This window comes from Clostridium sp. BSD2780061688st1 H5 (assembly GCF_005845155.1).
Lineage (GTDB): Bacteria > Bacillota > Clostridia > Lachnospirales > Lachnospiraceae > Claveliimonas > Claveliimonas intestinigallinarum.
The window spans coordinates 1-20920 of the sequence record NZ_SPGT01000020.1; the positions used below are offsets into that span (position 1 = coordinate 1).

General features: G+C 55.5%; 23 protein-coding genes. 2 read left to right on the forward strand and 21 right to left on the reverse strand.

Going from position 1 to position 20920, the window contains the following annotated elements:
* Positions 1-71 precede the first annotated feature (71 nt).
* The 17 genes from FGQ86_RS12070 to FGQ86_RS12140 all read right to left on the reverse strand — a co-directional run bounded on the left by FGQ86_RS12070 (position 72) and on the right by FGQ86_RS12140 (position 15922).
* Positions 72-1160, reverse strand: a complete 1089-nt coding sequence (locus FGQ86_RS12070; protein WP_033126643.1) for a DUF3878 family protein — start codon at positions 1158-1160, stop codon at positions 72-74.
* Positions 1157-1816, reverse strand: a complete 660-nt coding sequence (locus FGQ86_RS12075) for a YkgJ family cysteine cluster protein (protein WP_138304226.1) — start codon at positions 1814-1816, stop codon at positions 1157-1159. Before FGQ86_RS12075 ends, FGQ86_RS12070 begins: the two co-directional genes overlap by 4 nt.
* Before the next feature lie 54 nt (positions 1817-1870).
* The gene (locus tag FGQ86_RS12080; protein WP_138304327.1) at positions 1871-5029 is read right to left on the reverse strand and encodes a UvrD-helicase domain-containing protein; all 3159 of its coding nucleotides are present in this window, start codon (positions 5027-5029) and stop codon (positions 1871-1873) included.
* Positions 5030-5210: 181 nt separating this feature from the next.
* Positions 5211-5861: an Rpn family recombination-promoting nuclease/putative transposase gene (locus FGQ86_RS12085; protein ID WP_243127260.1), complete on the reverse strand. Its 651-nt coding sequence runs from the start codon at positions 5859-5861 to the stop codon at positions 5211-5213.
* Positions 5804-5962: a hypothetical protein gene (locus tag FGQ86_RS16500; RefSeq protein ID WP_205155364.1), complete on the reverse strand. Its 159-nt coding sequence runs from the start codon at positions 5960-5962 to the stop codon at positions 5804-5806. Before FGQ86_RS16500 ends, FGQ86_RS12085 begins: the two co-directional genes overlap by 58 nt.
* Positions 5963-6269: 307 nt before the next feature.
* Positions 6270-7220 carry a serine hydrolase gene (locus FGQ86_RS12090; RefSeq protein ID WP_171031563.1) on the reverse strand — a complete coding sequence of 317 codons (951 nt, stop codon included), beginning with the start codon at positions 7218-7220 and terminating at the stop codon, positions 6270-6272.
* A gap of 133 nt (positions 7221-7353) precedes the next feature.
* On the reverse strand, positions 7354-8409 hold the full coding sequence (locus FGQ86_RS12095) for a HAMP domain-containing sensor histidine kinase (protein WP_243127262.1): 1056 nt from the start codon (positions 8407-8409) through the stop codon (positions 7354-7356).
* Positions 8396-9091 (reverse strand): response regulator transcription factor, encoded by a 696-nt coding sequence (locus tag FGQ86_RS12100; protein ID WP_033126667.1) that lies wholly within the window; start codon positions 9089-9091, stop codon positions 8396-8398. Before FGQ86_RS12100 ends, FGQ86_RS12095 begins: the two co-directional genes overlap by 14 nt.
* A 124-nt stretch (positions 9092-9215) precedes the next feature.
* Positions 9216-9401 (reverse strand): hypothetical protein, encoded by a 186-nt coding sequence (locus FGQ86_RS12105; RefSeq protein WP_138304229.1) that lies wholly within the window; start codon positions 9399-9401, stop codon positions 9216-9218.
* Between the two features lie 35 nt (positions 9402-9436).
* The gene (locus FGQ86_RS12110; RefSeq protein WP_138304232.1) at positions 9437-10429 is read right to left on the reverse strand and encodes an SPFH domain-containing protein; all 993 of its coding nucleotides are present in this window, start codon (positions 10427-10429) and stop codon (positions 9437-9439) included.
* Between the two features lie 222 nt (positions 10430-10651).
* Entirely contained in the window at positions 10652-11257 is a 606-nt protein-coding gene (locus tag FGQ86_RS12115; protein WP_138304333.1) for a sugar O-acetyltransferase, read from the reverse strand.
* Positions 11258-11355: 98 nt separating this feature from the next.
* The gene (locus tag FGQ86_RS16270) at positions 11356-11529 is read right to left on the reverse strand and encodes a hypothetical protein (RefSeq protein WP_156111854.1); all 174 of its coding nucleotides are present in this window, start codon (positions 11527-11529) and stop codon (positions 11356-11358) included.
* A gap of 85 nt (positions 11530-11614) precedes the next feature.
* Entirely contained in the window at positions 11615-12154 is a 540-nt protein-coding gene (locus FGQ86_RS12120) for a prolyl-tRNA synthetase associated domain-containing protein (protein ID WP_138304234.1), read from the reverse strand.
* A gap of 5 nt (positions 12155-12159) precedes the next feature.
* Positions 12160-12390 carry a type II toxin-antitoxin system HicB family antitoxin gene (locus FGQ86_RS12125; RefSeq protein WP_138304237.1) on the reverse strand — a complete coding sequence of 77 codons (231 nt, stop codon included), beginning with the start codon at positions 12388-12390 and terminating at the stop codon, positions 12160-12162.
* Between the two features lie 2 nt (positions 12391-12392).
* Complete coding sequence (locus FGQ86_RS12130; protein WP_138304240.1) at positions 12393-12641, reverse strand: type II toxin-antitoxin system HicA family toxin; 249 nt, start codon at positions 12639-12641, stop codon at positions 12393-12395.
* Positions 12616-12798: a hypothetical protein gene (locus tag FGQ86_RS12135; RefSeq protein WP_138304242.1), complete on the reverse strand. Its 183-nt coding sequence runs from the start codon at positions 12796-12798 to the stop codon at positions 12616-12618. The genes FGQ86_RS12130 and FGQ86_RS12135 overlap by 26 nt, the downstream gene beginning before the upstream one ends.
* A gap of 4 nt (positions 12799-12802) precedes the next feature.
* Positions 12803-15922, reverse strand: a complete 3120-nt coding sequence (locus FGQ86_RS12140; protein ID WP_138304245.1) for a SpaA isopeptide-forming pilin-related protein — start codon at positions 15920-15922, stop codon at positions 12803-12805.
* Between the two features lie 344 nt (positions 15923-16266).
* Here FGQ86_RS12140 and FGQ86_RS12145 point away from each other — a divergent pair, with 344 nt between their 5' ends.
* Entirely contained in the window at positions 16267-17214 is a 948-nt protein-coding gene (locus FGQ86_RS12145) for an L-lactate dehydrogenase (protein WP_138304246.1), read from the forward strand.
* 63 nt (positions 17215-17277) lie between these two features.
* Positions 17278-18180 carry a DegV family protein gene (locus FGQ86_RS12150; RefSeq protein WP_138304249.1) on the forward strand — a complete coding sequence of 301 codons (903 nt, stop codon included), beginning with the start codon at positions 17278-17280 and terminating at the stop codon, positions 18178-18180.
* Here FGQ86_RS12150 and FGQ86_RS12155 read toward each other — a convergent pair.
* The 4 genes from FGQ86_RS12155 to FGQ86_RS12170 are packed head-to-tail and all read right to left on the reverse strand — an operon-like array spanning position 18177 to position 20900.
* Positions 18177-18542, reverse strand: a complete 366-nt coding sequence (locus tag FGQ86_RS12155) for an MGMT family protein (RefSeq protein WP_033126651.1) — start codon at positions 18540-18542, stop codon at positions 18177-18179. The genes FGQ86_RS12150 and FGQ86_RS12155 overlap by 4 nt on opposite strands.
* 5 nt (positions 18543-18547) lie before the next feature.
* Positions 18548-19291: a peroxide stress protein YaaA gene (gene yaaA, locus FGQ86_RS12160; RefSeq protein ID WP_138304252.1), complete on the reverse strand. Its 744-nt coding sequence runs from the start codon at positions 19289-19291 to the stop codon at positions 18548-18550.
* Complete coding sequence (locus FGQ86_RS12165; RefSeq protein WP_138304255.1) at positions 19288-20139, reverse strand: HAD family hydrolase; 852 nt, start codon at positions 20137-20139, stop codon at positions 19288-19290. Before FGQ86_RS12165 ends, yaaA begins: the two co-directional genes overlap by 4 nt.
* Positions 20140-20177: 38 nt before the next feature.
* Positions 20178-20900: a hypothetical protein gene (locus tag FGQ86_RS12170; protein WP_138304258.1), complete on the reverse strand. Its 723-nt coding sequence runs from the start codon at positions 20898-20900 to the stop codon at positions 20178-20180.
* Positions 20901-20920 lie beyond the last annotated feature (20 nt).

A 20920-nucleotide genomic window follows, 5' to 3' on the forward strand; every position in this document is an offset into this window, starting at 1 on the left:
AGTTTTCAAGGTACTGATTGCAACGAAAAGTCGTTGCCACTTTTTTACTTGACTTTCTTTAATAGTTAGTCTTATTTTTCCAGCTCTCCCATGAGCATGTCCAGATCATCCTCAATCCGGCCCTCACGTCCTCTGCCCTTGAAAAAGCCGCAGTTTCTTCCCATATCCTTCTCTTTTTTGCACCGGGAGACCATGAACCGGATGCGGAAGGTGAAATCCTCCGCCTCCATGGTGGTAAAGGGATGCTCCTCCGCGGCCACCACTTCCACGTTTCCCCTCGTATAGACGGGATACTTCCCGCAAAATCCGGCCCGGTGCAGTCTCTGGTGAACACGCTTTCTCGCCCTCAGGATCTCCCCGTCCAGGGCCTCCCCGTAGACTCTCTTCGGATATTTCAGGGAAGCGGCCCTCACCTTCCCGTAGATCGTCTCGTACAGTCTCTGCCTTGCCGGGTCACACAGCTTCCTTGCCAGCTTTTTCTTTAAAAATCCGAAGGGGAACCTGGCATACAGGCCGGCCAGCCTGGCGTAGCTCTTATCCCCCGCCTCCAGCGCCAGCCCCCGCATGCACAGGGCTCCCTCCCGGGTGGAGGGATACCGGTCGTCCAATGGCTCGTCTATGGGGGACCAGTAGCGGAAGGGCGGGAATTCGATGAGACGCATGAATTTCTTCTCGCCCTCATTGCAGGCCGCGTCGCCCAGATACTGGTACTTCTCGTAGACCGTCCCCGCCATATAGACGAGCTGTCTCCACTGCTCCTGCCCCTTTACCCAGAAGTGGCCGATCCGGTGATACTGATAGCACTGGAACACCTCTGTCAGCTCAGAAAACCAGATGGTAAATACATTCTCCCTGCCCTGCTTTACGATGAGAGCCGACCGGTCATCCCTCCAGGCAAGCTGCCCCTGTATAGGGTACTCCTCCTGATCCAGATCCAGATAATCTCCGGTCATCCAGGCATCCCTCAGCACCAGATAGCACTCCAGGGCATCGTTCATCATGTAGGGGATATAGTAATCCACCTTCCTGCCCCTGTCTTCTCCCAGGTGCAGTTCAAACACATGAAACTGAAAGATCTCCGCCAGCTTCCCGTAGCTCTCCGGCATGTCCCTTTGAAGCCCCGGCAGAAATTCCTTCAGCTCTTCAAATCTTTCTATCATAAACCAAGCTTCTCCTTTACCTGCGCCAGGCGTCTGTAGAACTCCCCATAGAAGTCCTCCCCGTCCCAGGGCGTCTGATAAAATGCGCGAAGCAGATACATCTGCAGTATTTTCAGGCTGTCCCCGTCCAGCCCCTCTGACTCCCTCTCACAGACTTTCAAAAAGCTGTGCCAGTCAAAGATATAGGTCTCATATCTCTTGAGATCCGGAATGTCCAGCCAGCTCCTGACCCTGACCTTGGTCCGATCCTTCTTGGGGCACTCGTGCACCTGGAGGAAATAGCGAAATCCCGTCTCCTCATAGTACCGCCCCAGGGGAAACATCCGGCAGATCCCCGGCCTGAAGGGGTGGATGGAGCACCGTCCCTCCCGGTCCAGAAAGGTGCAGGTCTCCTCCGTTCCCTCCATCCGAAGACAGGGCAGGACAATCCCGTCCGACAGGACAAGCTCTGCATGCTCTGCCAGAAGTCCCTCAAAGTCCTTCCCGGTTCCCTTTGTCAAAAGCCAGATATCCCGCGGATCCAGCAGGATGGAGCTTCCCATACCTTGACAGCAGGCAGAGCATCCCTGGCATCCCCGGCAGTCCGCCCGCACCATGTCCTGCGCCGTGTAGAGCTTTCCGTCAGAGATATCCTCCAGTCTTACATTTCTCCTCATCCACTCATCCTCCTGTTTCTTCCTTCTGTTCTGTCCGGCTGCTGCCTTTATTCCTTAATTTCCCAGCTCAAAGAGGCTCATCTGATGGCAGGTCTCCTCCTTTTTTACCGGGATCTCCTTCTCCCGTTTGAGAACTGTCTCAGGCAGCTCTGCCAGGAACCTGGACTCCTCCCCGGAGCAGGTGAGGATCAGCTCCTCCTTTGCCCGGGTCATGCCCACGTAGAGAAGTCTTCGCTCCTCTTCTTCATCCGACGGACGCTTCTCATTTTCCAGAGGGATATTCCCCTCTCTGGCGCCGTAAATGAACACTGCCGGGAACTCCAGGCCCTTGGAACCGTGGAGGGTCATCAGGGTAACAGCCCCTGACGTGTAATTTTTCCCGCCGCATCGCTTCAGGTCGCTCTCCACGCCCAGCACAAGATCCCGCAAAAAGTCCGGCATGGTCTTGTAGAAGACGGTCATGGCTGCCAGCTTCTTCACAGCGTCCTCCTTCTGAAGGCCCTGTTCCTCCATCCACATCTCCAGGAATTTCCCCGGCTTCTTCTTTTCAAAGAGAGGGCGGTATTTCTCCGCCATGGCACGGATCATCTCCTCTGTCAGCTGGTTCCAGGAAAGTCCCAGGAGAAGCTCCGCCGCCATCTGCGCCGCAGACTCGTTCTCCGGATTTTCCAGATACTGAAAGAAGCAGATGCTTCCCTGCACCTTGTCATCCTCCAGAAATCCCTCCCTGCCGGCCACGATATAGGGGATCCCCTCTTTTCGCAGGCACATTTCCACCAGATCCGCCTGCCGGTGGGTCCTGGCAAGGACAGCGATCTCATCAAAGGACCTTGTCTGTCTCTCTTTGCTGCCGGACAGCTCCTGAGCCTCCAGCATGCCGATGCCTCCGGCCATACGCCCGATCTCCTTGGCGATGAAAATGGCCTCCCCCAGCTCGCTTCCCGCTCTCAGAAGACGCACAGGCGCTCCCTCCGGGCAGTTGGGATGCAGAGGCTCACAACCCTGCGTCCTGCGGGCTGCCTCCAGGATCTGGGGCGTGGAGCGGTAGTTCTCCCTAAGCTCCACCAGACATAACTCCCCGCCGGCCGCCTCCACATCCGCCCGCAGCCGCTCAAAGCAGCCGGCGTCTGCCCCTCGGAAGCCGTAGATAGACTGGTTCGGATCCCCGATGACAAAGAGCTCTCTGGCATCCCGGTCCCAGGCTCTCACAAGTCTGTACTGGAGGGGATCGATGTCCTGAAACTCATCGATAAGCAGACAGGTGAACTGCTTTCCCGCAGGGGCGCCGCCCTCCAGCAGCCTCAGCGTCTCCAGAAGCAGGTCGTCAAAATCAAGGAGCCTCATCTCCTGCTTCTTCTTTTTGTAGAGCTCTTCCGCCTGCCGAAAGCGCTCCTCCTCATACACGGACAGGCCCGCCTGTTTCCGCGAGAGGCTCTCCAGGAATTTTCCGGCGCCAACGGAAAGCCCCGCCTCCGACACAGCCTCCCCGGCCATCTGCCGGCACTGAGCCTCGCTTGCCAGGGAGAATTCCACTCCCGCCTTCCGCAGGAAATGCAGACAGATGCTGTGGAAGGTGCCGATCTGCAGACCGCTGACCCGCCGGCTTCCCAGCTCCTTTTTCAGCCGCTCCCGCATCTCACCGGCAGCCTGGTTGGTGAAGGTAACAGCGGTGATCTCGGAGGGCTTTACCTTCCTGTGCTCCAGCAGATACTGGATCCGGGACACCAGGGTCTTTGTCTTTCCGGTGCCCGGCCCGGCAACCACCGCCAAATGCCGGCAGATCCTCCTCACAGCCTCCCGCTGCTCCGGGTTGAGGGAAGGAGCGCCGCCGGCAGCTGCCTCCTGCCGCTCCTCCTTCAAAGCGCTCACCGGCTCCTTTTCTGAAAGGACGGGCTGCGCCTCCCTCTGCCCCTTTTCGAGGGCTTCCGGCTCCACGCCGATGAGGCTGAAGAAATCCATCTGCCCATCCGTGTTCTCAAGCTCGTCCGCCGTAAAAAGCCGGATTGTCCCGTACTCCCCGTCAAATCCCGGGATCCGCTCCACCTTTCCCTGCCTGAGCCGCATGATGCCCTGGGCGATCCGGTGGCCCGCCGCCTTCTGGATATCCTCCTGGGGGATCGTCCGCAGGATCTCAAACTCCGGCCCCAGCTTTCCCAGCATTTCCTCATACTCTCTTAAGACCTTGCGGCTGACCGAAGAATGACCCAGAGACGCGCCGATGACCTCCGGCAGCGGCACCAGGCTCTCAAAGGCAGCGCCGTCAGTCCTGACATAATCCTCCGGCCGGTCGGCCAGCTCCTCCACCCGGTGGGAGACGCCGATGGTAATCTTCCGACCGCACACCGGGCAGACGCCGCCATATTTTTCCGTCTCAGAGGGCGTCAGGCACAGGCCGCATTTCCGGTGCCCGTCCAGATGGTATTTCCCCTCCTCCGGGAAAAACTCAATGGTACCCTGAAGCCCCGTCCCATCCTGGATAGCCCTGCGCAGCCCCTCGTAGGACATCTCGATGTCAAGTAGGTTGGCCTCCCGCCCCAGCTTAGCCGGGGAGTGGGCATCTGAGTTGGAGATGAGATGGTATCTGTCCAGGGCAGACACTCTCCAGTTCATGGGTGGGTCTGACGAGAGTCCCGTCTCCACTGCGTGAATGTAGGGCGTCAGATCCTCAAAGCACTCCTCCACCGTGTCAAAGCCGGAGAAAGCCCCGAACAGGGAGAAGTGGGGCGTCCAGATATGAGCCGGCACATAGATGCTCTCCGGGCAGGAGGTGAGCAGGATCTCCAACAGGTCATGGCAGGAGAGCCCCAGGATAGGCCGGCCATCAGAATGGATATTTCCAATCTCTTCCAGCCTGCCCGCAATCTCCTCCGCCGCCTCCAGACCGGGCAGAAGGATCAGGCTGTGAACCTTGCGCACTCTCCCTCCCTTTTTGTAGATGGAGCTGATTTCCCCCGTAACAACAAAACGAGGAGTCATACTGCCCCTCACTGTCTCATCCTCTATCCTGTATTCGTCTTTCAGCACGTACAGCCCGTCCTCCGCGGGCTTCAGTTTTTCCTTCAGCTCCTCCCTCCAGGCCGGGTGGGTGAAATCTCCGGTTCCCACAATGTGGATCCCCTTCCGCCTGGCCCACAGATCCAGGTGCTCCGGCGTACAGTTTTTACTGGTAGCCCGGGAATACCGGGAGTGTATATGAAGGTCCGCTATGTACATGATCATTCCCTCTTTCGTCTGCGCCCTGCCCGTTTCCACAGCTCCGCTTTCCCGGGCAGGGCTTATCTTATTTATTATAATATGGATGGCGGAAAAATACAATTCCCGGAGATTTCTATTCTGGATTTTCTATATATAGATTTCTATTCCACATTTTTCACGCATCCCGTCACAGGCAGGCCTACATGTTCCGGGCCTTTTCCACTTCCTCCTCCGTGGCCCCGGTGAGGCGCATGATCTCTTCCGGGCTGGTGCCGCCCTCCAGCATCCGGCGGACTATAGACAGCCGGCCCTGCTCTCTGCCTTTCTGCAGACCTTTCTCCATTCCTTTCTCCATTCCTTTCTCCATGCCGGTCTCCCAGGCGCTGCTCATGATGGCATCGTGGTCCCGGATGGCCTTCTGCCGGGCCTCGTACTCCAGCCTGGCCCTCTCGTCCGCGCTCATCCTCTCCAGTTCCCTGTAGGCCTCCTCGATATATTCGCTTGTACTTGCCATATCCTCCAACTCCTTCCGGTCCTTCCCAGCCAGGAAGCGCATCCACTGGATGACCTCATCGTCCTCCCGCAGATCCCCCGGCAGCTTCTTCAGCTCCAGGATCTGCAGCTCCAGAAGGTCTGTGTACTTTTCCCCTGTCTGCTCATCGCACAGGCTGATGGTCCGGTGGCATTTCCTGTCATCCGCAAAGCGGATAAAGTCCAGTATGCTCACATGGATACACTTTTTCAGCTTCGTGTAGGGATCGCCCCTCCCGATCTGATCTGTGTACATTTTACTCAGATAAAACAGGGATCTGGCGTCCCACTGCCCGAAGGGGTACGCCTGCATCTCCATGTTGACCTGCGCCCCTTTCTCACCTTGGGATTGTACATCAGTCCCTTAAAGCACACGTCCACGGTGGGAAGCATGATAAACTTGTCGTTTTTCTTCGTCACTTGCCTTCTCCTTTCCTGGGTAGCTCATGCAGAAAAGGGGCATGTCTGATTTTTGGCATATCCGGTCCGGATACCGGAGGCACGGCCCTCATTTCCTGCTCTGTTCAGTTGTGCAACAATCGGGTCATGCCTGGAAATCAGGCTCCGAATAGCCAGATGCGCCGCCTTGACTTTGCGGTGCACTTGATGTGTATGCCTGGCGGCAGATGCGCCGCCTTGACATATTTAGAATAACATAATTCATTTTGGACTGCAATAGAAAATTTATATTTAAATCCGGTTGTTAAATCTGATTGAAATTCATTTTTTACTCCGCGTTTTCTCCGATCCGCCCGTACACCTTCACCGCGTCCAGCACGTGGTAGGGCTCACTCTGGTGATCTCCCGGCGCCCCGGCTGTCACAAGGACATACTCTTTTCCATTCACCTCAGCCAGGCTTGCCAGACAAAGGCCCGCTTCTTGCGTGTACCCGGTCTTTCCTCCCAGTATCTCTCCCCCTGTGACGGACGGATCTGAAAGGCTGGCAAAGAGAGTGCTTGTCACGGTAAATCCCCCGGGATGAAAGGCGGTGGATGCCATGGTGTAGGATCTGCTGGTAAAGGCCTGCCGGAAGGCGTCATTTTTCAGGGCGTACACCACAAGCCGGGCCATATCCTCCGCCGTAGAGTAGTGCTTTCTGTCGTGGAGTCCGGTGCAGTTGGTAAAATGGGTGTCTCTCATCCCCAGCTCCCGCGCCTTTTCATTCATCATCTCCGCAAAGCCGCTCTCGCTGCCCGCAATTTTCTCCGCAAAGGCCATGCAGCACTCCGCCCCGGAGGGAAGGAGCGCTCCGTAGAGAATCTCCCGGTACGGTACCTCCTCACCCGGCTCAAATCCGGCCATGGAGGCGTTTTCCTCATAGAGCTGCCCGTAGAAATCTCCCGGCATGGTGATAGTCTCATCCAGGCTGGAGATGTGCTCCAGCGCCACCACGGCGGTCATGATCTTAGTCATGGATGCAGGATAGATCCGCCTGCTCCCGCCGGCGGCTCCCAGCTTCTCACCGGTTCCGGCATCCACCAGAGCCGCCGAGGGACTGTACAGATCCTCCAGACAGGCGGACAGCCTCCCTCCGTCCCCGGATCCGGGAAGTCCCAGTCCCTCCATATTCATATAATTTCTCGCTCCAAGCCATACGAAAAACAGCATCAGCACCAGCAAGACAGCGGTGAGCCGGTTTCTCCTGCGTCTTCGCAGCTTTTTCTTTCTTCTATCCATAGCGTTCTCTCCCTTCTTCTGGCTCTTAATCTACCAGAGGAGGGAGAGTGGAACTTTAATATGAAGTTGTTTGATTGCTAAGAAAAGATTAAGACTTTGTGAGTATCTGAAATGATTTACCCGGCAGCTGCGCCTAACACCAGGCCGGCAGGCGCACCTCGAACCTGGTGATCCTATCCTCACTGTAGGCAGCGATGCTGCCGCCGTGCTGGCTGACGATCTCCTTCGCAATGGCAAGCCCCAGGCCGGAGCCCCCTGTCTGGGCGCCCCGTGCATCGTCCAGGCGGAAGAATTTGTCAAAGATCATCTCCAGCTTTTCCCCGGGTATGGTGACCCCTGTATTTTCAAAAATAATAGCGATCTCCTCCCCTGTTCGCTGGGTCCATATCTTAATGGGGGTATCCCGGTCGCTGTAAGCCGCCCCGTTCTTCAGCAGATTGTTAAAGACCCGGGCCATCTTCTCCGGGTCAGCGTAAATATACTCCTCCTCATCCACCTCATTTTCCACTTCGTTTCCGTGCTTTTCAAGGGCAGGGTAGAGCTCCTCTGTCACCTGCACAAGGAGGGCGCACAGATTGACCCGCCGTTTTTCCAGAGGCATTTTCTGGAGATTGTACCGGGTGATGTCAAAAAATTCATTGATCAGCCCCTCCAGACGCTCCGCCTTGGAGAGGGCCGTGTGCAGGTATTTTCCCCGCTGCTCTCCCGGCATGTCCGGCGCCTCGTCAAGAAGGCTCAGATATCCGATGACTGAGGTGAGGGGCGTCTTCAGGTCGTGGGCCAGGTAAGCGATCAGATCATCCTTTCGCCGCATCTCGTCCTCGATGACCTGGGCCTGCCTCTTCTGCTCTTCCTTCATGCTGTCCATACTCTCCCTGGCCTCCTGCCGGATCTTTGCCGTATTTCTCTCTGTAAAAACAAAGACAAGGAGGATGACAGCGGCCGCCACCACGGCAACGCTCCAGAAGATAAAATTTTTCAGGGAAGGCCAGAAAATCGCATCTCTCATAACCGTGTTCCCTGTCTGGGGATCATACCAGGCCGGTACCGAGGTGACAAAATTCCTCGTAAACCACTCCACAAACACGCCGTTGCAGACATAATCCACAAAATCAAACAGAAAATAGAGCGCCAGCAGAGCTGCCAGGACCCCGCCCGCTGCCTTCCAGTACTTTTTACTGTTCTTCAATTTTGTAACCACACCCCCAGACTGTCTTAATGTATCTCGGATGGTCGATGGAGTCCCCCATCTTCTCCCGCAGATGCCGAATATGCACGGTGATAGTGTTATTTTTCCGGCTGTAGTACTCATCCTTCCATATGGCGTGGAACAGCTCCTCGGAGCTGACCACGCTGCCTCTCTTCCGGCACAGGATCTCCAGCACGGAAAACTCTGTGGGAGTCAGCTTTAGGTCCTTTCCCCCAAGGGTGCACTGATGGGTCCTCACATTCAAGGTGAGGCCTCCCCGCACAAGCAGATCCTCCTCCTGGCCGGGACAGTTGTACTTCTTGCAGCGCCGCAGCTGGGCCTTCACCCGGGCCACCATCTCCAGAGGGCGGAAGGGCTTTGTGATGTAGTCGTCCGCCCCCAGAGCCAGGCCGTTGATCTTGTCGATCTCCTCCCCTTTTGCCGTCAGGAAAATAACCGGATAGGTGTCTTTTTTTCGTATCTCCCGGCAGACCGTAAGGCCGCTCACCCCCGGCATCATGATGTCCAGGATGGCAAGGTCCGGCTTCTCCCGGCGTATTTCCTCCAGCGCCTCCTGGCCGGAATAGCACACTCTTGTCTCATAGTTTTCGTTCTGAAGATAAAGGCAGACGAGATCCGCGATATCCGGTTCGTCGTCTGCCACTAAAATCCTCTCGTTCATCTGTTTCTCTCCTTCCTGCCCTCCCATTAATAAAACAAATGGGAAAGGTACCACCTCCTGTAAGAAATGGTACCTTCATGATAGCAGGAAGACTTTAATGTTTTCCTTGCAAAATCTTAAGATTTTATAAATCCTTTTTCCCCTTCCTGTGCTTCACGCACTCTGTCAGGAGATACTCGATCTGTCCGTTCATGGAGCGGAAATCGTCCTCCGCCCACTGGGCGATCTCATCGTACAGCTTTTTTGACAGCCGGAGGGGCACCTGCTTTTTCGCTTTGGCCTTGTCAGCAGCCTTGTTTTCCCTCTCCAAAAAGCATCCCCCTCCCTTCTCTCTTTTTTGTTATTTTAATATAAACTTCCGCTGTTCACAATGGGCTGGGCGTCCTTGTTTCCGCAGAGCACTACCATCAGATTGCTCACCATGGCTGCCTTTCTCTCCTCGTCCAGCTCCACGATCTCCTTCTCATTCAGCCTGGAGAGGGCCATCTCCACCATGCCCACAGCGCCCTCCACGATCTTCTGCCGTGCATCGATGATGGCCGCCGCCTGCTGCCTCTGGAGCATGGCCGACGCGATCTCCGGCGCGTAGGCAAGATGCGTGATACGCACATCCAGTATCTTGATGCCTGCGTCCTCTGTCTTCTCCTGCAGCTCCTTGCTCATGATATCCGCAATCTCCTGGCTGCTGCCCCGAAGGGATTTCTCGTCCGCCCCCTCGCTTGTGTCATAGGGATACTGCCTGGCCGTGTTCCGGATGATGGAGTCACACTGGATGGACAGGTAATTCTTGTAGTTCTCCACATTGATGACCGCCTTGGTAGGGTTGACTACCTTCCAAATCACCACAGCTCCGATCTCCACCGGATTTCCCAGCTGGTCGTTCACCTTCTGCTTTTTATTGTCCAGCGTCATGGTCCGCATGGAGACCTTCTTCTCCTTGTCTCCCACAGACACGGATACGGACCGGCCATTGCCTGACGCCGCCACGACAGGCGCCGACTTTACCGTCGGATTGATGGCTGAGCAGAAGGGATTGACCCAGTAAAACCCTTCCTTTTTCAGCGTTCCGTAGTAGTTTCCGAACACAGTGAACACGTAAGCCTCGTTGGGATTGAGGACCTTCAGCCCGCACAGGAGGATGATCGCTCCAACGAGGATGAGGATTCCCAGTATCACGCCTCCCACGGCAAGGGCGCCGCTGCCGCTCCTGCTGCCGGCCATAAATCCCACGATCATGACGGCAATGCCTGCGATCATTCCTACGATCCCAAGAAGCAGCATCAAATACCCGCTGACCGGGTTCAGTATTCTCTCCTGCCTGATCTTCTCTTTGCTCATAATCTTTTCCCCCTTCTTTGATGAAAGTGTTTTATTTTGATATCATTTTGATATCATCATAATACCACCTATTACAGGGGATGTCAATAGACTGACATCACTGTTCTTATCCTGTGCCCGGGAAAGCGCATCATCCAGGGAACCGCACCCTGAAAAGCAGAAACGGGCAGGAGATCACATGTCTCCTGCCCGCAGCCGCAAGCCTTCTATCCGCTTTTTTGTCTACAGCCCCCTGTCGTAGGGAAGCTTCTTGAAATAATACTTTTTGTCCTCCTCCGTGATACGGCGGATCACCTTTGCCGGATTGCCACCCACGATCACGCCGTCCGGCACGTCCTTTGTGACCACGCTGCCGGATGCGATGACGCAGTCATTCCCAATGGTCACTCCGGGATTGATCACGCTCCTTCCGCCGATCCACACCCGGTTCCCTATCTTCACCTCCATAGCGTACTCCCACTCTGTACAGCGGGTCTCGGGGTGCACCGGATGCCCGGCTGTGTAGATATCCACGTTGGGGCCTATCATCACATCATGCCCAAAGGTCACCTTCGCACAGTCCAGCACGGTAAAGTGCACATTCGAATAAAAGTTCTCGCCAAACTCTATGTTCGTCCCATAGTCACAGTAAAAGGGCGCCTCGATCCACGTGTGCTCCGCCTGCTCACCGATAAGCTCCTTCATGATAGCGGCCCGCTTCTCCATGTCCGCAGGATCACATGTATTGTAAAGGTATGTCAGATGCTTTGCCCGGATGCGGGCCTCACAGAGCTCCTGATCTGCCGCGTTGTACAAAAGTCCCGCCAGCATCCGCTCTCTCTGTGTCATTTGCTGTGTCGGTTTTTCAGCCATTGCCTGCCTCCTCCTTATCCTTCATGTATGTTCGGTCACGGTTAACGTTACACCCTCTGCGGATAAAAAGCAAGCTAATTGTGATACACCTCGTAAAAGCATCTGGCACAGAGCTGGCCCGCCCCCTCCACATAGTATCTTCTGCCTGCAATATGACTGTCTCTGCGCACCGGAACCATACGCCCGCACAGCACACATTTTTCCATCAGCTCTTCGTCCTCTGCGGCCTGGCGGTATGTCTCCTCCATCCTGCATGTCCCCTTTCCGGCAAGTCCTGTTTTTTACAGTCTATACCAGAAGAGGAAAATATATACCACCTGCCTGGAGTCCTTTTTATCTGCTCAGCTTTACGGGTATATAGTCGTGATGCACTGCCTTCAGAAATTTTCCCAGCACATCCTCTGTCTTCAGCCGGATGCTGGACGTGTTGACGCAGGGATGGCAGGCAAAATACTCCTCTCCCAGCACCTCCTCATCTATCAGGAGCTGTACCTTGTTTTCCGGATCAAAGATCAGCCCCATGATAGTGGCGGACCCAGGCGTCACATTCAGATATTTCTCCATATCCTCCCCGGACGCAAAGGAAAGCCTGGATGAGGGAATCTGGGGCGAAAGCTCCTTTGCCTGCAGATTTTTCCCGCCCGGCATGACGAGAAGATAGTAGTTTGTCTTCTGCCGGTTGCACAGGAACAGGTTCTTGCAGATCTCTATGTGCAGCGCCTCGTCCACCTCCCTGCAGGCCTCGATGGTCATCACAGCCTCGTGGTCGGTCCGGACATAGGGTATCCCCAGTCCGTCCAGAAGATCGTAGACCTTCATCTCCTTTTCCAGTCTGCCCGCCGCCTGGGCCGGGCGGCTCTCATATATCTGCATTACTCTCACTCCTTCGTCCTGTATCCTGGTATGGTTCCTTTTGATGGCTCCGGAACGGGTCTTCCCAGCTCTTCGGCAACCTTTATCCACTCTGTAATAGTTGTCTTTGCATTTTCCACTGCTTCGGCTATTGTTTTCCCATCAGACATACACCCCGGAAGATCTGGCACTGTAACAAGAAAGGCATCATCATCCTCGCTCCATGTGATGATCATCTGATACTTATAATCCGCCATCTTCACACCTCCAAATGATATTTTATGATAAGTCCTCTCACTTGCTTCACCTGGTAACTTTTAGCTTTATTTCCTCTGGGCTGAATGTTGATGATTTCCTCAATATATTCCCGGCACATAAAATGGTGGTCTCCCCTTATCCTTTCGGAAAATCCCATAGAGATCAACAGATATCTCAGATCATCAAAATGGATATTGTTGTCCGACTGTGCGTCCAAGATTTTCTTATAAATTTTCTCTTTTCTTCCCATCCATATCCCTTCCCTTATTATATCCGCATTTATCTTCCATGACAACGCCCGTTTCGCCTGCAGTATCTATCGAAGTGCCCAGCACAGCATACCTGCAGTTCACGCACACATGGGTCCCCTCCGGGACAATCCTTCCGCAGATCACACAGTAATCCATCCTGTCACTTCCTTTTCCTTATACGCAGCGCCCACAGCATCGAGGCAAGGGATCCGGCCAGCGCCATTCCAAGCCATGGAATATAAGAGATATCTCCTGTCCTTGGAGCCTTCACCAACGGCTGATCCAGCATCTCCACCTTCTGCTCTTCTCCCGTCTCCTTAAGAGTGAAGCTTACAGACTCCGCCTTCTCATAGCCCTCCGGCGCCTGCTCCTCTGTCAGCACGTACTCTCCAGGCTGCAGTCTGTCAAATTTCTTTTCCTCTTCACCGGAAATCCAGCTCTCCACCAGCTCCCTCTCGCCGCTCTCCAGGACTCTCTCCAGCGTCAGATCAGCCCCAGGCAGATACTGTCGGTTTCCTCCGTCCAGCTTGGAGACGCGCAGCTTGGTATAGTCGTTTTCAAATTCCACCACACAGACAGCCTTATCCTCAATCTGTCCCCGGGAGTCCACACAGATCTCACGGATCGTACCGTCGGGAATATATCCCGGCAGAGCTTCCACCTCCTGTATACAATAAGTGCTGTCCGGCAGAAGATAGGGGATTTCAATCCTTCCTTCTTCGTCCGTCTCATAGACCTCCTCCAGCGTGTATCCGGGGTCCACCGCATCCTCTTCCGTGACTGTGTCCTCTCCCATGACTGCCTCCTCTTCCACAGCCTCATCCTGCTTCAGCCACACCTTAAACCTGACTCCTGACAGAGCGGTCTTCTCCTCTGAGCCCTTTTCATATTTCAGGAGCACAAGAGAAGTCGGCTCATTATAGACAGTGAGATGCTCCTCCACCACAGGGGTCGTCTGATCCTTATATTTCAGCTCCACCTGGAACGCTTTCTCCGGAAGAGCAAATCCGGGAACCTGCTTTGTCTCCCTGACCGTATATTTCCCGAGGAACAACTCCTCGGACACAGCTGTCTCATTCCCCGTCGTTAGGGTCCCGGCCAGCTCCCCCTTTTTCAGGCGAACCGTCCCGTCAGGCGTCACAATGTCCTCCGCCGCCTGTATCTCAAACTCTGTTCCCGCCAGGTACTCTTCCTTCCCCTCCTCGTACTTGTCGATGCTGATCCTTCCCATGGCGTTCTCATCGGCAAACCGCACGGTCAGAGGACTTCCCCAGTCCTTGTCCTCCTCCACGGTGAAGGCAAGCTCCTCCCCGTTCAGGAGGTACCCCTTGGGCGCCTTTACTTCACGCAGATAATAAGTCCCGTATTTCAGCTTTTCCGGGAATGTAAAACGCCCTTCCTCGTCTGTGACAAAGGTCTCGTACACCTGATATTCCGGATAGTGCGATGTCATAGTCACCACATTCCTGTCTGCGTCCAGCAGCTGGAATTCCGTCCCCGCGGCGGGGATCGTCTTACCCGTGGAGGCATCCACCTTCAGCACCTGGATGGGACTGGTGATGAGCGTGTCCTGCCGGTATATGCCGCTGACCGTCACATTTTCTTCCGAGATCTCCACCTCAAAGGGCTTGACGGGATTGTACCCTTCCGGCGTTTTGGTCTCTGTCACCAGGTAGGTATCATACACCAGCCTGCCCCTTGGATAGTCCTCGCTCCTGGTGGTGGCCTTCCCCTCGCGGTCCGTCACGATCCGCAGGACCTCCTGCCCTGTTGTCCTGGAAGTGAGCGTAAATTCCACTCCCTCGATGCCCTCCAGCACATCCTCCTTTTCCTCCTCATTTTGGTACACCTTGATGAGCTCCAGGTCTCCCCGGATCACATCCTCCTCAAAGGCCGGCGTCTGGTATGTCTGCACCTGCTCACCGGTTCCCTCCGGCGTAACGCGCACAAGCTGCGTCTCACTGTTCAGATTATATCCCTGTGGAGCTTTTGTCTCCTGTATCGTCACTGTTCCAAGAGGGAGGAAAAATCCGCCGTTTCCGTCCCGCCACACCGGATCTCCCTCCAAAAAATACTCCTCCTGTGTGGACACAAATCCCCTGTCGTCGCTTCGGAATACCCAGGTCCTGGCAGGGCTCACTCCCTCCAGCTTTTCCAGGCTGTCATAGTCTCCCGTGTAAAACCGGAAGGTAAATTCCGCTCCCGCCAGAGAGGCCGCCCCCTGAGGCGCATTTCCCTCCTCCTGGAAATCCAGCTCTCCGTCATATTTCTTCAGCAACACCTCCACCGGATTTTTCTGGGGAATGTCCTTTGCGCTCACCTGGGCTGTCTGTCCTGCCTGGACGTCCACCCTGTACACGGTCCCATCCAGGGCGTAGCCTCTGGGCGGTGTCTTTTCTTTTACATAGTAGGTTCCCGCGTTGACGGACAGAAGCCCACTCTTTCCGGACGCGTCTGTCACCAGCTCCCCTGCCTGGGCCGTGCAGCCTGCGTCTGTATACACGCCGTACACAACCCCCTCCAGGCTGTAGCAGAAGTTTCCCTCCGTTATGTCGGTCTGTGCGGACACCTTCTGGAGCTGCACATTTCCCTTTGGCTGCTCCTCCAGCCAGACAATGTCCTGCTGATCATTGTAGGCAATGTACACCTGATACCGGTCCAGATTTTCGTGGATCTCCGGCGCCCAGGACCCCTGCACGGCGGCAGTGGCATAGTGGACCATGTTTGTCACACCTGCCTGCATGCTGGCGCTCAGGCCGGTAAGGCTTCCCTCGTAGGCGTAGCTCAGCGCCGCGTGAGCGTAGGCATAGGTATTGTTGTCAGCCTCATTATAAATAATTTTCCCATATGCCTCATAATAGGGATAGCCCGGTGCCATCATCAGGAGCGCCTTCATCACATCGTTGTCAAGTCGGGACACCTGGTATGTCCCCGAGGGTGGCGGGCTCATAGGCTGCACACAGTACCCCGTATAGTTTCCTGTCTCAGCCGCCACGTAAAATTCCCTCGTAAACCAGCTCCCGTAGCTGTGGCTGCCGCCGTAGGAGATGGTGCAAAGAGAGCCGACCGCTGACCTGGGCATAATGCCTCCCTCCGTCACACCGAGCCGGTCCGTCTCCACTCTTTCGCTGTCTCGCCCCAGCGTCCAGCTGATCTCACTGCCGCCTCCCGGATCTGTCTCCGGGCTGTCCTCCTCCGCCCGGGACTGCAGCGCAGAGCTGCCCAGAAGGGCTGCAAACAAAAACAAAGCACAACAAAGAATACATACAAATCTTTTCAATTATGTTTACCTCCGTTTTTCTGTAAAATACCTGTCGTCTAAAAACAAAGTTTGCTTGCAGATCACCTCCCGTCTCGGCTGAACCTGTAAATGTTCTGGTAATTGTCCGGCGAAACGCCTGATTAAGTAAATAGAATATAGTGATAAATAAGAATAGCAGAACTGCTTTTCTATATGTACAAAGTTAACATAGCCTTTCGAAAAATGCAAGAGAAAAATACATTTATCAATATTTTTATACGCCGTATAAAAGACCGCCTGCCAGGAAAAGCTAAAACAGGCCGGAGCTTCTCTCGCATTTAGAACATATATAAATACATAAAAACTGAAAGGAGACAGAGCAAATGAAAGCAGAAAAGAGAAAAGTTGTCATTGTAGGCACCGGCATGGTGGGGATGAGCTATGCCTACTGCCTCCTGAACCAGTCCGTCTGCGACGAGCTGGTTCTCATCGACGTGAACCGGGAGCGGGCCGAGGGGGAGGCCATGGACCTCAATCACGGCCTGGCATTTGCCGGCTCCAATATGCAGATCTACGCCGGGGAGTACCAGGACTGCCGCGACGCGGATCTGGTGGTCATCTGCGCGGGGGTAGCCCAGCAAAACGGAGAGTCCAGGCTGAACCTCCTGAAGAGGAACGCAGCCGTCTTCCGCTCTATCGTGGAGCCCGTCACGGCCTCCGGCTTCCAGGGCATCTTTCTTGTAGCCACAAACCCGGTGGACATTATGACAAGGATCACCTGCGACCTCTCAGGCTTTCCCTCCCAAAAAGTATTCGGCAGCGGCACCGCTCTGGATACCGCCCGGCTCCGCTACCTTCTCGGCGACTATCTGAAGGTGGATCCCCGCAACATTCACGCCTACGTGATTGGCGAGCACGGGGACAGCGAGTTTGTCCCCTGGAGCCAGGCCCTGCTGGCAACCAAGCCCATCCTGGAGCTGGCCCGAGAGACAAAGTACCACATCTCCCCCGCCCGCCTCATGCAGATTGAGGAGGAAGTTCGCACCGCCGCCTACAAGATCATCGAGGCAAAAAAGGCCACCTACTACGGCATCGGCATGGCTCTGGCCAGGATCACAAAGGCAGTCCTGGGGGATGAGCACAGCGTCCTCACTGTGTCTGTCAAGGCTGACGGCCTCTATGGGCAAAGGGATGTATTTACCGGCATGCCCGCCATCATCGGCCAGACCGGCATCCAGGGGATCCTGCCCCTGTCCCTGACAGAGGAGGAGCAGGACAAGCTGAACGCCTCCTGCGACACTCTTTGCCGCAGCTACGAAGGCATCATCTGACATTTCCCCGAATTTATGCTATGATAAGGGCAGGATAATCAATAACAGTAAAGGGGGATTTCCATGGATACGAAATTTGCAATCGTCAGCGACGGCTCCTGCGACCTGCCCGCAGAGGAAGCCGCAAAAAACCACATTCACATCGTCCATTTTCTCGTCTCTTTCGATGGACAGACCTACAAAAGGGAGGGCGTAGAGATCGAGCTGAAGGATTTCTATCAGAAAATGGTGGACGAGCCCGGACATTTCCCCAAAACCGCGGCCCCTTCTCCTGAAGACTTCTATCAGGCCTTTGCAGACTGCGCCAGGATGGGTCGGCCCATCCTGTGTATCTGCATTTCCACCAAACTGAGCTCCTCCATGCAGTCTGCCCAGATTGCAAAGCGGATGCTGGAAAATGAATACCCGGACATCCCGGTCATCGTCCAGGACTCTCTTTGCGCCACCCTGATGCAGAGCGCCTACGTGCTGGAGGCCTGTCGTCTGCGGGACGCAGGGTACACGCTGGAAGAGGCCGCCGACCTTCTGTCAGGCCTGCGCAGTACCGCCCGCATCCTTTTCACGGTAGGCAGTCTGGACTACATACAGCACGGCGGACGCATCGGCAGGATGACCGGCATAGCGGGAACTCTCCTACAGATCAAGCCTCTGATCACACTGCAGGACGGGGAAATCCACTCCTCCGGCATCCGCCGGGGCAGGCGCAGATCCATAGAAGGCGTGGTGGATCTCCTTGTCTCCTACCTGAAAGACAATAGCCTGGCACCCTCAGACTGTCGCATCCTGGCCGGCTACGGATATGACCGGGAGGAGGCAGAGCGCTTTCGGGATCTGACAAAATCCCGGCTTCTTTCGGAATTTGGCCAGACCCCCGACCTGCCTCTCTGCCAGATCGGCGCCACCATCGGCGTCCACGCAGGTCCCTACTCCATCGGCTTCGGCGTGATCCAGAAAAGCAGGCTCTAAATACCCATTTTCCGGAACAGGGTGCGGAATTCTTCCGCATCCTTCAGGGTATGCCTCCATCCGAACCGCTTCATGTCCACCTGCCATCCATCCCTGGTTCCAAAAACCTCCACCCCTTCTCCCTCCAGAAGGTTTTTCTGCATGTCAAATGTCTCAAAGGCCGCTGCTCCGCTGAGCAGCCCTCTTCCATTGACCACCCTGTGGGCAGGTACATCCTCCCCCAGCTTTCCCCTGTTCAGAGCGTACCCCACCTGTCGGGCGTTCTTCGGCTTTCCGCTAAGAAGAGCAATCTGCCCGTAGGAGGCTACCTTCCCCCTGGGAATACACCTGCACACAATGCCGGCTCTCTGATAAAAATCCACTTCTTCTACTCCTTTATGAATACATATTCCGCCGGTCCGGAAAGCTCTTCCCTGAACCGGTATCCCAGGCGGTCAAATCCACGGGCATCCTCGGGCTCCCGCCCCCCTGTCTGCGCCAGATAGCGCACCATCTCTCCCCGGGCCATCTTGGCCAGAGTCCCCTTCTGGCGCACCTTTCCATCAACCAGCTCCCCGAACACACAGGTCACAAACCGATCCCCCGGCCCCAGATACTTTTCTACACATTTAGAATACTCTTTGGAGGCCAGATTGAGGATAGTCCCATCCCCTGCCGTCACCGCCCGGCAGATTGCATCTCCCCAGAACTCATAGAGGTTCCTTGTCCCGGCCACCGCCGCCTTTGCCTGCATTTCCAGGCGGTAGGGCGTGACTCCGTCCAGAGGCCGCAGGACACCGTAAAATCCCGAGAGTATGTACAGGTGCTCCTGGATATACTGAATTTCCTTTCCCTCGAATACGGACGGAGCCATATACTGGTACTGGATCCCCTCATAGGAGAGGATGGCCGGCGTCAGGTTCTTCTCCAGCTCCATAGTCTGAAAGCGCTGATAATTTTCCCGGGCAATGGCGTCATTGCATTTCCACAGCTCCTTTGCCTCCTGGCAGGTCAGCTTTTTCATCCACTGCGCCAGCTCCCGGGTCCTGCCCAAAAAGGCTGGCAGCCCGCTGCAGGGGTACAGATCCGGCTCACTTTTCATTTTCTTTGCGGGTGAGATAATAATTTTCACAGCTGTTCCTCCTTCTGCATAGCCAAAAGCCATTCAATGGACCTGGCCACTCCGTCCTCATCATTAGAGCCTGCGATGTGGTCCGCCGCCTGCAGGCAGCCCTGAGATCCGTTGGAGACCGCAATGCCAATCCCCGCAAACGCCAGCATCCCCCTGTCGTTGTCCCCGTCTCCGAAGGCTGCCGACTCCGTCTGCTCCAGCCCCAGATACCGCAGCAGAAACTTAAGAGCAGACTCCTTGCCCGCATCCCTGTAGGAGATCTCCAGAAGCTGGGGGACTGAGGAAGTCACATAGATATCCGTCACCTCCCGCTCCAGGAGGCACCACAGGCTGCGCTTTTTCTCCTCCCCCTTCACCACCACGTCCAGACAGTCCAGCTTCCCTTCTGCCGCATGCGCCCGGATAAAGGCCTCCATATCCGCCACCGGCTCCCGGGTTCTCTGGATATAGCCGATGGCTGCGGGCATGGCTCCATACCGCACCGGGTCTTCCACATACTCCTTCTGGGCATAGGGCTTTCCGTCTATAAAAGCCTCAAAGACTACATCCCTGCCGTCCATGAGCCGAAGGATCCTCTCCACAGACTCCTCTGTCAGCGAAAATTTCCGCAGGTACTCTCCCGTATGAACCTCCACCACAGCTGTCCCGTTGGAGGTGATAGCATATCGTATCCCGGGGATGCTCAGAATCTCCTCCGGCAGGGAATCAAAGGAGCGTCCGCTGGCCGGGATGACACAGATTCCTCTCTCCAGCGCCTCCGCAATGGCCCGCCTTGTTCTCTCGCTCAGTATGCCCCGGCTGTTCAGCGTAGTCCCATCCAGATCCAGGGCAATGCTTGTGATCTTCATAGTCTGCTCTCCTTTGTTCTGTCTGTATATTGCACTTGTCATCCGCACACCTTCCGCAACTGCTTTTCATCTGCCTCGGGGTACAGCTCTCTCACATAATCCAGTATCCTCTGGAAGGATTTCTCCGGCGCTTCCCTGTAGGCGGATGACACCAGCTCATACCCCCACAACGCCTCTGGAGCGGCATAAACGGAGGCCGCCATCCCGTAGGCCTGGCCCTTGCGGTTCCTCTTCTGTCGGAAGTCCTTTGTCACCAGGTAGGTCTGCATCTGCAGCTCCGTCACAATGCCGCTGAAATTCTTCTCCCCGCCTTTGCCAAAGCCTGCCTCCTTCTTCAGCTCGTGGGAGGCGTACTCCTCCCTCGCCTCAAAGAGATCCATGATCTTCTTACTCCGGTATCCGGCCAGGCCGTCCTCCCACCTGGCGTCAAAGTCATAGCCGTCCCGCCTGTAGTTGGCAAACCAGGGAAACCACTCCTGGGAAATAAAACCGGCCTTTTTGTTGAAAAATTTCCCGTACGCCACTCTCCCGCTTCTGGCAACGATGGCACGCCACTCCCAGGGATCCTGCTCCGGATCCCCGGTCCACCAAAAGAGGGGCGAGGTCTTCTCCTCCACGGAAAACCCCTTCACCTCATTTTGAAACAGGGGAAGAAAGCCAACCCTGTCCACATAGTCTATCAGCTCCCTCCAGGAGCGGATCCGCTCCGGGCTGTCCCAGGCCGTGCCGTGTAGGATCCACTCTCCATTTTCAACTGCCATGGTCATCATCTCCTCTATAT